The organism is Bradyrhizobium sp. LB13.1, assembly GCF_054056815.1.
Genome location: NZ_JBSRYQ010000001.1, coordinates 842,632 through 856,466 on the forward strand (window position 1 = coordinate 842,632; position 13,835 = coordinate 856,466).

The 13,835-nt window shown below is 65.3% G+C and carries 8 protein-coding genes and 2 pseudogenes; 3 read left to right on the forward strand and 7 right to left on the reverse strand.

The features are described from left to right. Together ACVWYI_RS03965 and ACVWYI_RS03970 are read right to left on the reverse strand one after the other, a co-directional pair. A complete protein-coding gene (locus ACVWYI_RS03965; RefSeq protein ID WP_456661288.1) occupies positions 1–915 on the reverse strand; it encodes a phosphoribosylaminoimidazolesuccinocarboxamide synthase in 915 nt (304 codons plus the stop codon). Positions 916–992: 77 nt separating this feature from the next. Then, on the reverse strand, positions 993–1,910 hold the full coding sequence (locus ACVWYI_RS03970) for a pirin family protein (protein ID WP_354105980.1): 918 nt from the start codon (positions 1,908–1,910) through the stop codon (positions 993–995). Between the two features lie 282 nt (positions 1,911–2,192). Between ACVWYI_RS03970 and ACVWYI_RS03975 the strand changes: the two genes are divergently transcribed. Further along, positions 2,193–3,254, forward strand: a complete 1,062-nt coding sequence (locus tag ACVWYI_RS03975; protein ID WP_456661289.1) for a helix-turn-helix domain-containing protein — start codon at positions 2,193–2,195, stop codon at positions 3,252–3,254. A gap of 145 nt (positions 3,255–3,399) precedes the next feature. Beyond that, on the forward strand, positions 3,400–4,827 hold the full coding sequence (locus tag ACVWYI_RS03980) for a serine hydrolase domain-containing protein (protein WP_456661290.1): 1,428 nt from the start codon (positions 3,400–3,402) through the stop codon (positions 4,825–4,827). 53 nt (positions 4,828–4,880) lie between these two features. On the opposite strand, the gene ACVWYI_RS03985 is transcribed toward ACVWYI_RS03980, so the two are convergent. Further along, a complete protein-coding gene (locus ACVWYI_RS03985) occupies positions 4,881–6,248 on the reverse strand; it encodes an MmgE/PrpD family protein (protein WP_456661291.1) in 1,368 nt (455 codons plus the stop codon). 123 nt (positions 6,249–6,371) lie between these two features. Between ACVWYI_RS03985 and ACVWYI_RS03990 the strand changes: the two genes are divergently transcribed. Then, positions 6,372–7,487, forward strand: coding sequence for an FUSC family protein (locus ACVWYI_RS03990; RefSeq protein ID WP_456661292.1), 1,116 nt, complete (start codon positions 6,372–6,374; stop codon positions 7,485–7,487). Between the two features lie 97 nt (positions 7,488–7,584). On the opposite strand, the gene ACVWYI_RS03995 is transcribed toward ACVWYI_RS03990, so the two are convergent. From ACVWYI_RS03995 to gyrB, 4 genes and pseudogenes are all read right to left on the reverse strand, one after another. Then, a complete protein-coding gene (locus tag ACVWYI_RS03995; protein WP_456661293.1) occupies positions 7,585–8,073 on the reverse strand; it encodes a DUF2867 domain-containing protein in 489 nt (162 codons plus the stop codon). Next, positions 8,070–9,464: an MATE family efflux transporter gene (locus ACVWYI_RS04000; protein WP_456661294.1), complete on the reverse strand. Its 1,395-nt coding sequence runs from the start codon at positions 9,462–9,464 to the stop codon at positions 8,070–8,072. The genes ACVWYI_RS03995 and ACVWYI_RS04000 overlap by 4 nt, the downstream gene beginning before the upstream one ends. Before the next feature lie 192 nt (positions 9,465–9,656). Beyond that, positions 9,657–10,953: pseudogene (murA, locus tag ACVWYI_RS04005) on the reverse strand (UDP-N-acetylglucosamine 1-carboxyvinyltransferase). Between the two features lie 290 nt (positions 10,954–11,243). Further along, a pseudogene (gene gyrB, locus ACVWYI_RS04010) lies at positions 11,244–13,680 on the reverse strand (DNA topoisomerase (ATP-hydrolyzing) subunit B). Positions 13,681–13,835 lie beyond the last annotated feature (155 nt).

A 13,835-nucleotide genomic window follows, 5' to 3' on the forward strand; every position in this document is an offset into this window, starting at 1 on the left:
CTAAATCTTCAGCTCCGTCCCCGTCACCCGCCGATACGCTTCCAGATACCGCTTGCTGGTCGCCTCCACCACGCTCGCCGGCAGTGGCGGCGGCGGGGCGTCGCCGTTCCAGCGGCCGGCGCGGCGTTCGATGTCGAGATAGTCGCGCAGCGGCTGCTTGTCGAAGCTCGCCTGCGGCTGGCCGGGCTTGTAGGCGTCGACCGCCCAAAAGCGCGAGGAGTCCGGCGTCATGACTTCGTCGATCAGGATGATGCGGCCGTCCTTGTCGCGGCCGAACTCGAACTTGGTGTCGGCGATGATGATGCCCTGCTCGCGGGCGAGCTCCTCGCCGAGCGTGTAGATCGCGCGCGTCATGCTCTCGAGCGTGTAGGCCGTCTCGTCGCCCACGACCTCACGCATCTTCGCGATGGTGATATTCTCGTCGTGGCCGGTCTCGGCCTTGGTCGCGGGGCTGAAGATCGCTGGCTCCAGCTTTTCGCTCTCGACCAGGCCTGCTTTCAGCTTCTCGCCGGCCAGCGTGCCGGAGCCGGCATATTCCTTCCAGGCCGATCCCGAGAGATAGCCGCGGATCACGCATTCGATCGGAAACACGGTGGTGCGGCGGCAGAGCATCGCGCGGCCGAGAATCTCGGCGCGATGCGGCTTCAACGCCGGAATGGCTGCAATGATCTCGTCGGTGTCGGCGCTGATCATGTGATGCGGCACCACGCCTTCGAGCTCGTTGAACCAGAACGCGCTCACTTGCGTCAGCACCGCGCCCTTCATCGGGATGGTCTCATCCATCACGACGTCGAAGGCGCTGATGCGGTCGGTGGTGACGAGCAGCAGGCGATCGTCGTCGATGGCGTAGATATCGCGCACCTTGCCGCGTCCGATCTTGGGGAGGGGCAAGTCGCTGGAGAGCATGGGGGGCATCGGCAGAACTTTCGAAGCAAGGCCTTGCGACAGGAAATCCGGCCGCGCTTGATAGCGCGACCGGAAACCGGATTAGCCTATTCCGGCAGCGGAATGAACTCATGTTCCTGAGGAACCCCCGCGAAGCGGCCGGTTTTCCAGTCCTGCTTGGCCTGCTCGATCCGCTCCTTGCTGGAGGAGACGAAATTCCACCAGATGTGGCGCGGGCCCTCCAGCGCATCTCCGCCGAGAAACATCATCCGCGTGGCCTTGAGCGCCTTCACCGTGATGCGGTCGCCGGGCCGGAAGATCAGCAGTCGCGGCCCCTCATAGCGCTCGTTCGCGATCTCGATCTCGCCGTCGACCACGTAGATCGCGCGCTCTTCGTGATCGGGGTCGAGCGGTACGATCGCGCCCGCGACCGCCGTGACCTCGGTGTAGAACCAGGGCGATACCATCGTAACAGGCGAGGTGGTGCCGAAGGCTGAGCCCGCGATCACCTTCGCGGTGAAGTCGCGCTCGGAAATCATCGGCAGATCGCCGGCCCCATAATGCTGGAACGACGGCGCGATCTCTTCGGAGCCCGCCGGCAGCGCGATCCAGCTTTGCAGGCCCAGCATCTTCTGCCCCGACGCGCGCTGCACATCCGGCGTGCGCTCGGAATGCGCAATGCCGCGGCCGGCCGTCATCAAATTCATCGCGCCGGGCTGGATTTCCTGGATGTTGCCCTCACTGTCGCGATGCATGATCGAGCCGTCAAAGAGATAGGTGACGGTGGCGAGCCCGATATGCGGATGTGGCCGCACGTCCATGCCCTTGCCCGAGACAAATTGCACCGGCCCGAAATGATCGAAGAAGATGAAGGGCCCGACCATTTGCCGCTTGCCATGCGGCAACGCGCGCCGCACCGCGAATCCGTCGCCGAGGTCGCGGGTGCGCGGCACGATAACGAGATCGAGCGCGTCGCAGGACATGGGATCTCCAAGCACGGGATCGTTCGAGGGTTGCCAGCTCATGGTGGACTCCTTTTGGCTTTTTCGAGCTAAATCGTAGCAGGATTTCGTGCGGCCGTCGCCCCAAAGCCCGGCCACATACTCCGCCGTCGTCGTCCGCGAAGGCGGACGATCCAGTACGCCGAGGCCTATCGATTCAAAACTGCCTTGGATTACTGGACGCCCGGTCAAGCCGGACCATGACAGCGGTGGGCGCGCTAGCCCTGGCCTGAGGATGGTCCTTGAAAAAAGGAGCCCAAAGAACGATGTTCGGCTGATTTCAATCGCGACTGATCGCATCGCCCGATGACACTTGCCGCAACCGAGCTCGCCTTTCGCGCCGCCAGCGTCGCGCTGCTGCTGGTGCTGGCGGCGTCACTGCTGCAGGACTTCCGCAATGTGTTGGCTGCCCGCCTCGGCGCGGCCTTCGCATTGGGCGCGGCCGCGCATGCCGTGAGCTATTCGTTGGATGTCACGTCGCGGATCCAGCTCTGGTATGCACCGCTGATCGCATTGTCGACCGGCACCATGGTGGTGTTCTGGCTGTTCACACGTTCCCTGTTCGACGACGAGTTTCACCTCCGCTGGTGGCACGGATCGGTCTGGGCGCTGGTGGCGGCCTTCAGCTTCGCGGGCTGCGTCTGGATTGCACCCAGCGGCCATGTGCGGTTCTCCGTGACGGTGGTCAATCTGATCGTGCTCGGCTTCATTGCGCTTGCGATCGGGCAGACGATCGCCTCCTGGCCGGCTGACCTGGTCGAGCGCCGCCGCAGCGTTCGCGTCTTCATCGTCTGCGCAACCGCGCTCTATGGCGGGCTGAACGCGGTGCTCCAGATCGCCGTCGCCGGGCACCACGTCGGCGATGTCGCCGAAACCATCAATGCCGGCGGGCTCACCTGCACCGTCGCGGCGATCGTCTATGCCATTATGCGCGTTGACGGGGCGGATCTGTTTCCGGCCGTTGCGGAGCCCGCACCGGCAGTTGTTTTCATTCAGCCTGCGGCCGATGACGCCGCCGATCAAAAGCTCATCGACGCCTTGATGCGGCTGATGGCGGACGAGCGAATCTATCGTCAGGAAAACATCACCATCGGCGTGCTGGCGGGCCGGCTGAAAATTCCGGAATACCGGCTGCGCCGGCTGATCAACCAGCGGCTCGGCTATCGCAATTTCAATGTGTTTCTGAACAATCACCGGATCGAGGAGGCCAAGGCCGCGCTCGCCGATCGCACCCAGGCCGAGGTTCCCGTCATCACCATCGCGATGGATGCCGGCTTCCAGTCGCTGGGGCCGTTCAATCGGGCCTTCAAGGCGGTGACCGGTGTGACGCCGACGGAATATCGGCGGCTAAAGGTGAAAGCCGTCTAGACTATTAGCTCACTGAAATCACATAAGAATTTCAAACTCGGCTAGCCCCGGTCAGTTTCGACGAGGCCGTATTTCAAATCCGGCGAGCACCTTCGCCCGCATCCGGCTCCTTCTCCGCCACCCGCCCCGAAGCCGGAGAAAGCCCGTGACCCGCCGCCGCAAGATCATCCTCGCTGCCACCGCCATCGCCCTTGCCGGCCTCGCCCTCGGCGCGGCGCGGGCCCGCGACGTGCCGAAGGTTGCCACCGGCTTCATCGCCGACACGCTCTGCTCGGAGACGTTCGTCTCCGGCCTCGATCCCATGCGCGACCTCGCCGAGACCACCGACGCGATACCAGGCGCGGGTCTGTTGACCTGGGCGATGGATGTTCAGGTCGATCGCGCGCGTAGGGATGTCACCGTGAGCCTGTTCGGCATCGGCCGCAGCCATGCCGTCTATCGCGAGGGGCTCGGCTGCACGCTCGAGCACGGCCAGGGGATCGCCGACGTCGCGCTGCCGTCGAATGACAAGCAGCCCGCCTTGCTGCCCGAAATCGCAGGTCCGGGACTCGTGCCGCCGCAAAGCGAGGGGCTGTCAGCCGCGCTCGACCGCGCTTTTGCCGAACCCGCGCAACCGCCTTATCGCCGCACCCGCGCGATCGTCGTCATGAAGGCCGGGCGCATCGTTGCCGAGCGCTATGCTGATGGTGTCGGGCCGGAGACGCAGCTGCTCGGCTTCTCCATGACGAAGTCGGTGATGTCAGCGCTGACGGGCATCCTCGTGCGCGAGGGCAAGTTGAAGCTCGACGGGCCCGCGCCAATCGCCGCCTGGCAAAATCCGGATGATCCGCGCCATGTCATCACCGTCGATCAGTTGCTGCGTCACACCGCCGGCATTGCGCTCGGTAGTTCGTTGCAGACCTCGCTCGGCTCCGCGCTCGAGCCGGTCAATGCCATGAAATACGCAGAGGACGATATGGCCAGCTTTGCCGAGCACGCGCCGCTTGCGACTGCACCGGGCACGGCGTGGAATTACCATGACGGCAACTTCCTCATTCTCGCGCATCTGATCCGCAACGCCGCCGGCGGCAAGCCCGCGGATGCGCTTGCCTTCGCGCGCCGCGAATTGTTTGCGCCGCTCGGCATGAACAACGTCACGCTCCAGCTCGACGGAGCCGGCACGATCGAGGGCTCCGGCGAGATGCTGGCATCCGCGCGCGACTGGGCGCGCTTCGGCCAGCTCTATCTCAACGACGGCGTCGCCGGCGGCAAGCGCATCCTCCCCGAGGGTTGGGTGAATTATTCCGCGGCGGCCACGCCGAATGCCTGGGTCGGCATCGGTGCCGGCTTCTGGACCAACCGGGGCGACAGCTTTGGCGGAAAGTTTCGCGCCATACACGGCTGGCCGCGCGATGCCTTCTTCGCCAAGGGCACGATCGGGCAGTACACGATCATTATTCCCTCGGAACGACTCGTGATCGTCCGGCTCGGCCGCTCGCCGAACGCACCGCCGGAAGCGGACGGTGTGTTCGATCTGGTACGCGACGTAGTGGCAACGATGCGCGACAAGGGAAAGGCGGCGTGGACGAATTGAGGTGCCCTCTTACGCGCCTCTTATCCTCCCCCTGGAGGAGAGAAGAGGGCCTACTACCTCCCCAGCTCCGTCGCCTTCGCCACGCGGTCGAACCGCTCCAGCGTCATGATCGCGTCCGCGAATTTCTCCGCGCGCGCGTTCAGCACCGGGCGTGCCAGGGTCAAAAACTTCTGCTGCATCGCCTGCGCGTCGGGGAAGGAGGTCGGCTCTCCCGAGGGATCGGCGTAGAGCCGCTCATGCACGCCGTCGTCCGTCGTGATACTCACGCGCGCGCCAAAGGGGTGAGTGCGGCCGATTTCGAGCCGGTCGTCCTGCACCACGTCGAACTTGTCGGCGAGCGCGTCGATGGCGGCATCGCCAAGGCGAGTGTAGTCGTCCCAGCCAAACGAGCCCTGGTCGAGCGCGAGCGCGCCGGTGAAGAACATCGAGAATTGGCCGCCGACGATCGAGGTGGGATGGCGCTTGGTCGCGGCGTCGCCGGTCAGCGTGATGCCGTTGCGGTGCAGGCCGATCTCCACGCGCTTGACCTGATCGGGCGTCAGATTGTGCTCGCGCCGCATCGCGATCAGCGCGTCGATCGCAGCATGGGTGTAGCGGCAGCTCGGATAAGGTTTTACGCCGATCTTCATCGTCTCATAGGTCTTGCCGAGCTCGGCGACCGCCTTGTCGGGATGCGCATCATCGGTGTAGCCGGCAAGCAGGCCATGCTTGCCCTCGACCGATTCCGTCGCGCCGACGAAATCGTTGCGCGCCAGCGTCGCGGCAATCACGCCGTTCATCGCGGCGGCGCCGACCTGATAGCGCTTGTTCCAGGCGCCATTGACCAGAAATTGCAGCGAGCCCGCGGCCTGGCTGCCGGCGACGCCGAAAGCGGCGATGAGCTGTTGCTCGGAGAGGCCGAACAGCTTGCCGGCGGCCGCTGCTGCGCCATAGGTGCCGGCGGTGGCGGTGGGGTGAAAGCCGCGCGCATAATGCGAGGTCGGGTCGAGCGCGTTGCCGAGCCGGCAGCAGACTTCATAGCCCGCAACGATCGCGGTCAGCACGTCGCGCCCGGAGGCGCCGACCATCTCGCCGATGGCGAAGGCGGCCGGAACCACCGGCGCGCTCGGATGCAGCGAGGAATCGGCGTGGGTGTCGTCGAAGTCGAGGGAATGGCCGAGTGCGCCGTTGAGCAGCGCCGCGACCGCCGGCGTCCAGGTCTTGCTGTCGCCGAACACGGTGGAGCCGCCCTTGGTGTCGAGCGCCAGCGCCTCCAGCATCTTCAGGATCGAAGGGGTCGATTCCGCTTCGCTGCGGGCCCGGATCGCGCTGCCGAGGAAGTCCAGCGTCAGCACTTTTGCCCGATCCAGCACTTTCGCCGGAATATCCCCGTATTTCAGGCTGGCGACATAGGCGGCGAGCGTTGCGGTTTCGTGGGCCATCGTGTTTCCTCGTTTTGGCGCGCAAGTTAAGCGGGCTGATTTGGCCTTTCAAGCGGCCTCGGGACCGCGGGCATCAGCTATGCTTTTGGCGGCTTTACGAGGGTTGGACCGGGATACTCGACGATGGCATTCGCAGGAGAGCTGTTCGACCGGGTCTGGTCGCGCAAGACGCAATTGGGGCTGGCGGTCCGGGTCACGGTGGCGGCCACCGGCGCCTACGCGCTCGCCACCGCGCTGCATCTCTTGTTGCCGCTCTGGGCCGTCCTCACTTCCATCATCGTGACCCAGATGAGCGTCGGGCGCTCGCTGAAGGCGACACGCGACTACATGCTCGGCACCATCGGCGGCGCGATTTATGGCGGCGCTATCGCGATCCTGATCCCCTATTCCGGCGAACTGGGCCTGCTGGGTCTTCTGGTGCTGGCCGTGGCGCCGCTTGCCTTTGTCGCATCGATCTATCCGAATCTAAGCTCTGCAACGGTGACCGCCGTGATCGTGCTCGTGCTTCCGTCGATGCATCATGCCGATCCCATGGCCTCGGCGATTGATCGCGTCAGCGAAGTTTCGGTCGGCGCGGTGACGGGGCTGCTCGTCTCGTTCCTGGTGCTGCCATCGCGCGCGGTGCGGCAAATTCGCGCCAGCGCGGCGAAGCTGCTCGAATTGATCGCAGAAGCCTTCAGCGAATTGCTCGCGGGCCTGACGCGCGGCCGGGACAATGACGCGCTGCATCGGATTCAAGACGGTATCGGCGCCGCAATGGTCGGCATGAATACCATTGGCGCCGAAGCTGAGCGCGAGCGCTCTGCGCGATTGTCGAGCGGGCCGGACACCGGCCCGTTGTTGCGCACGATCTTGCGGCTGCGCCATGACGTCGTGATGATCGGCCGCTCGACCGTGGTGCCGTTGCCGGTCGAGGTGCAGACACGGCTTGCCGTGCCGCTGACGGAAGTCTCGACCGTGATCGCACGCTTCCTGCGTTCGGCCGCTGCGGCCTTGCGCGAAGGCGGCGGCGCCCCGCCGATCCATCCCGTGCACGTCGCGCTTCAGCATTATGCCGAAGCGGTCGCCGCTGTGCGCCAGGACGGCCTGATCCGGGGCCAGCCGAGCGACACCGCGGAGCGCTTCTTCGCGCTGGGCTTTTCGCTCGAGCAGATGCACCAGAATCTCTGCGATCTCGACCGCGTCGTCGGCGAATGGTCGGAGGCGGCGGCCGACAAGCCCGCGCGGGCGGCGGAGTGAGCTGAAGCCGAATGGCGTTAAGTTGAAGCGGTCGGGCCGCAGGCTCGCTGCAACCTCTCCCGTTTGCGGGGGAGGGAGCCCACCTCCATGGAGGACGTCATCCGGCCGGCTCTGCAATGCGCCTCATCATGCCGCGGACCACGAGCTTGTGGAAAGGCATGATGAGGGCGAGGTAGGTCCGCCCCAGCAGGTTATGCGTCCGCACCAGCGTGGTCGAGGTCACCTGCCGCCTCGCGTCATCGCCGGCCACATCGACCACGAGGCGGAAGTCGAGATGGTAATCATTGAAGCCGGCGACGAGCTGCTCGGGGGTCTCGCTGACCACCGGAAACAGGCCGATCAGACCGTGCGGTGCCGGCGCGCCTTCGCCCGATGTCTTCAGTCCGAACGGCGCGACTATGATGTTGCGCAAGTGCAGCATCGCATCGATCCAGCCCGGCCCGTGCAGCACCATACGGGTACAGGCCTCGCGGGCATTCACGGCCGTCGCGCCGATCTCGAGGCGAAACGCATCGATGAATTGCGCACCGGCCAGGACGGCATCGGCGTCGACCTCAGGGGTGACTTCGCGGACGGTCCCGATCATTCCGCCAATTTGCGCGTCAACATCCGAAAGCGCAAGGTCAGAAGCCCGGCATAGACGAACGATCCGATCGACAGTCCGATCCAGACACCGACCGCGCCGAAATCGGCGTGGAAGGCGAGCCACCAGGCGATCGGAAAGCCGACGCACCAATATCCGATCGCGGCGAATACCAGCGTCATCCTGGTGTCATTGATGCCGCGCAGCGCGCCGCCCATGATGGTCTGGATGGCATCGGCGATGAAGAAGGTCGCGCCGACCAGGAGCAGCGTCGCGGTCAGCTCGACGGTCGCCATGCTCGCCTCGCCGCGCCCGAAGAACAGCCGTCCGAGCTGATAGCGGCCGAGGATGATCACGACGGTCAGGGCCGAGACGAACGCGATCCCGATCACCGCTGCGACGATACCTGCGCGCTTCACCGCGAGCGGCTCACCGCGGCCGAAGGCGTGGCCGACCCTCACCGTGGCCGCCATGCCGATGCCGAGCGGGACCATGAACAGCACGGCGGTGACCTGGAGCGCGATCTGATGCGCCGCGAGCGCGGTCGTCGAGATCAACCCCATCAGCAGGGCCGCCGACGAGAACAGGCCATATTCCAGCAGCAGCGAGAACGAGATCGGGGCGCCGATCGCGATGAGCCGGCGCATCAGGGGCCAGTCGATCCGCCAGAGATGAGCGAGCAGACGATAGTCCGCGAACGGCTTGCGCAGCCCCGCAATGGCGAGCGTAGCGACGAAAGTGCCGAGATTGACCAGCGTGGTCGCAAGCCCCGCGCCGAACAGGCCGAGCTCCGGCAGGCCGAACAGGCCATGGATCAGGCAATAGACCAGCCCGGCATTGATGGGGATGGCCGCGAGCGTGATCCATAGCGGCGCCTGCGGCCGGTTCACCGCGCTCATCATGCTGCGCAGCGCGATGAAGCCCAGCGCCGGCGCGATGCCCCAGGCCAGCCCGTTCAGATAGTGCTGCGCGAGCGCGGCCGAGTGCGGCGCCTGTCCGAGCGCGACCAGGATGTGCTCGCCATAGAGCGGCGAGGCCATCATCGGCAGCGAGATCATCAACGCGACCCACAGACCGACGCGCAGGGAGCGGCGGATGCGCCTGACATCGCCGGCACCAAAAGCCTGCGCGACCAGCGGCGACACCGCTGCCATCAATCCGAGCCCGAAGGTGAAGCTGACGAAATAGACCGTATGCGCCAGCGCGGCCGCGGCGACGGCGCTCTCGCCGAGCCGCCCGATCAGCGCGAGATCGGTGGTGATCATCGCGATCTGCCCGAGCTGTGTCAGCATCATCGGCACGGCCAGCCGCAGCGTCTCGACGAACTCGTCGGCGAGAGGATTCGGCGGCACGCCGGCGTGCGGCTGCGAACGAGGCTGGACAGTGTCGAGCATGGCTATCCAATAGCATCGCAGGGCGACGAAAACATGGCCTCACTCTCGTGTCCCGGACGCGCGGAGCACGAGCCGGGACCCAGATCACGAGCGCTGTCTTTGCGGTATGGGCCCCGGCTCAGCAGCGCATCACTCGCGTGCTGCGCTGCGTCCGGGGCACGAGACCATCTCAATCCAGAAGTGGAAGCCGCCTCAGTCCTTCCGCTCCGGCACGCGCTTGATCTTCGCGCCGAGCGCATTCAGCCGTTCGTCGATGCGCTCGTAGCCGCGCTCGATCTGGTCGGCGTTGTCGATCGTGGAGGTGCCCTCGGCGCAGACCGCCGCCAGCAGCATGGCCATGCCGGCGCGGATGTCGGGTGAGGTCATCGTCGCGCCGTGCAGCCGGCTGGGTCCTGCGATGATGGCGCGGTGCGGGTCGCACAATACGATGCGCGCGCCCATCGCGATCAGCTTGTCGACGAAGAACATCCGCGATTCGAACATCTTCTCGAACATCAGGATCACGCCCTCGCATTGCGTGGCGGTGACGATCGCGATCGACATCAGATCGGCCGGGAAAGCCGGCCAGGGCTGGTCCTCCAGCTTCGGCACGTGGCCGCCAAAATCGTCCTGGATCTTCAGCGTCTGGTTCGAGGGCACGATGAGATCGTCGCCTTCAATGCGGCAGACGATGCCGAGCCGTTCGAAGCCCATGCGGATCGAGCGCAGATGCTCGACGCCGGCGCGCACGATGCGAAGCGGTGAGCGCGTCACGGCGGCGAGGCCTATCAGCGAGCCGACCTCGATATGGTCCGGCTGGATCCGGTAAGTCGCACCGCCCAGCGTCGCCGGACCGTGCACGATCATGGTGTTGGTGCCGATGGCCTTCGATCTTCGCGCCGAGCGCGACCAGGAAGTTGGCGAGGTCCTGCACATGCGGCTCGGACGCGGCGTTGCGCAAATAGGTGACGCCGTCGGCGGCGACCGCCGCGACCAGCGCATTCTCGGTCGCGGTGACGCTGGGCTCGTCCAAAAACACGTCCGCGCCGGCCAGCCTTGCCGCGCGGAATTCGAGCCGGTCGGTTGCGGTGACTTTGGCCCCCAACTGCTCCAGCGCCAGCACATGTGTGTCGAGCCGGCGGCGGCCGATGACGTCGCCGCCGGGCGGCGGCAGCATGACTTCGCCGCAGCGGGCGAGCAGCGGGCCCGCGAGCAGGATCGAGGCGCGGATGCGGACGCACAAGTCGGGATCGAGATCGGCGGCGCGGATGCTCTTGGCGTGAATATGAAGCGTATTGCGGGCCGTCCATTCCGCGGCAGCGCCGACCGAGCGGATCAGCTCGACCAGCGTCTCGGTGTCGCGAATCCGCGGCACGTTTTCCAGCGTCACCGGATGCTCGGTGAGCAGGGCTGCCGCGATGATCGGCAGGGCCGCATTCTTGTTGCCGGACGGCTCGATCGAGCCCGAGAGCCGCTGACCGCCCTCGACGATGTACTGGATGGGCGCCACGAAGGTCTCACTGTTGTTGGGTGGGGCGGGTGATTTTCGAGGCGGAAACTACAGAGAATTGAGCGGGGGAGCAATTCGGGCTCGATGGCTATCACGAAGGAGGTGCGCTCCCTCTCCCGCTTGCGGGGGAGGGCTAGGGAGGGGGTGCGTCCGCGGTGGGATTGTCGAAATCTACGGAGAATATCCCCGCGAGGAGAAAGCCCTCACCCGCCGCGCTCGGGACGATGCTTCGCATCGCCCGTCGCGCGCCGACCTCTCCCGCAAGCGGGAGAGGTGCAGCGAGGTCGGGGCTAGATATCGATCGTCGCGCTCAGCGAATGTTCCTGGATGAAGTCGCGGCGCGGCTCGACCACGTCGCCCATCAGCTTGGTGAAGATGTCGTCGGCCTCGTCGACCTCCTTGACCTTCACCTGGAGCAGCGAGCGTGCGTCGATGTTGAGCGTCGTCTCCCAGAGCTGTTCCGGGTTCATCTCGCCCAGACCTTTGTAGCGCTGCAGCGTGACGCCCTTGCGGCCGGCGTCGGTGACGGCTTCGAACAGATCGACCGGGCCGTAGACCATGTGCTCGACGTCCTTGCGCCGCAGCTTGCCGGGGCGGACATAAACGTCCTGGAGCTTCACCGTGTACTCGTCCAGCTTGCGCGCCTCGACCGAGCCGAGGAAGGCGTCGTCAATGACGGCGGCTTCCTTGACGCCGCGCACCGTGCGCTCGAACTGGAAGCCATGGCCTTCCACGTATTGACCGACCCAGCCGCGTTCGACCTCGTCGGCGAGAGTGTCGAGGCGGGCGGCGATGTATTGCGCGGCCGCGGCGGCTTTCTCCGGATCGCCGTAGATCGCCTTGTTGAGCACGCCGGTGATGGCGGCCTGCTCGATCACCTTGCGATTGTAGCGGGTGTGCAGGCTGCGCAGGACGCCGCGAACAGCGCGGGCGTCGTCGACCAGCGAACGCAGGTCGCGGCCGGTACGATCGCCGCCGGTGCCGGGAATATAGACGCAATCGTCCAGCCCGGTATCGATCAGATAATCTTCCAGGGCCCGCTCATCCTTCAGGTATTGCTCGGACTTGCCGCGGTTGACCTTATAGAGCGGCGGCTGGGCGATATAGAGATAGCCGCCGTCGATGATGTCGCGCATCTGACGGTAGAAGAAAGTGAGCAGCAGCGTGCGGATGTGAGCGCCGTCGACGTCGGCGTCCGTCATCACGATGATCTTGTGATAGCGCAGCTTCTCGATCGAGAACTCGTCGCTGATGCCGGTGCCGAGCGCGGTGATGAGCGTGCCAATCTGCTCGCTTCCCAGCATCTTGTCGGGACGCACGCGTTCGACGTTGAGGATCTTGCCGCGCAGCGGCAGCACGGCCTGGAATTCGCGGTTGCGGCCCTGCTTGGCGCTGCCGCCTGCCGAGTCACCCTCGACGATGAAGAGCTCGGACTTCGCCGGGTCCTTCTCCTGGCAGTCGGCGAGCTTGCCGGGCAGCGAGGAGACCGAGAGCGGGCTCTTGCGCGTCAGCTCGCGCGCCTTTCGCGCGGCTTCGCGGGCCGCGGCCGCCTGGATCACCTTGCCGACGATCATCTTGGCTTCGGACGGGTGCTCCTCGAACCAGGCCTGGAGCGCCTCGTTGAGCACGTTCTCGACCACGGGGCGTACTTCCGAGGACACCAGCTTGTCCTTGGTCTGCGACGAAAATTTCGGGTCCGGCACCTTCACGGAGAGAACGGCGGTGAGGCCTTCGCGGCAGTCGTCGCCGGTGAGCGCGATCTTTTCCTTTTTCGCGTTGGCATCGGCATAGCCGTTGACCTGGCGCGTCAGCGCGCCGCGGAAGCCGGCGAGATGGGTGCCGCCGTCGCGCTGCGGGATGTTGTTGGTGAAGCACAGCACGTTCTCGTGGTAGCTGTCGTTCCACCACAACGCGGCCTCGACGCCGATGCCGTTGGCTTCCGCGCGCACCATGATCGGCGCAGGCACGATCGCCTTCTTGTTGCGGTCGAGATATTTGACGAATTCCTCGACACCGCCGGAATAGTGCATCTCCTCGCGCTTCTCGACCGCGTGACGCATGTCGGAGAGTGCGATGTTGACGCCGGAATTGAGGAAGGCGAGCTCGCGCAGCCGGTGCTCCAGCGTGGCGAAATCATATTCGATGTTCTTGAAGGTTTCGGTCGAGGCCTGGAACGTCACCTCGGTGCCGCGCCTGCCGGGCGCGTCGCCGACGACCTTGAGCGGTGCAACGGCGTCGCCATGGGCGAACTCGATGTAGTGCTCCTTGTTGTCGCGCCAGATGCGCAAGCCGAGCTTGCTCGACAGCGCGTTGACGACGGAGACGCCGACGCCGTGCAGGCCGCCGGAAACCTTGTAGGAGTTCTGGTCGAACTTTTCCGCCGGCATGCAGTTGGGTCATGATGACCTCGGCCGCCGAGATGCCTTCGCCCTTGTGGATGTCGACGGGAATGCCACGGCCGTCGTCGCGCACGGTGACGGAATTGTCGGCGTTGAGCACGACATCGACGCGCGTGGCGTGGCCCGCGAGCGCCTCGTCGATCGCGTTGTCGACGACCTCGTAGACCATGTGATGCAGGCCCGAGCCGTCATCGGTGTCGCCGATATACATGCCCGGACGCTTGCGGACGGCATCGAGACCCTTGAGCACGCGGATCGATTCCGCCCCGTAATCGCTCGGATTTGAGGGTTCGTTTTCGGCAGGCGTCTGCCGAGCAGGTTCTGTCATGAGAGGCCTTCGAGATGTCGCCCGAATCAGCGGCACAAAAGGCGCTGATATGCGGGCTATTTGTGCCACGAAAGACGGATTGCGCCTAGCGCAAAGTATCTCCCAGCAAGTCTTTGATCAGATAGGATTTTTTGGCCGGTTTTCAAGGCTTTTGA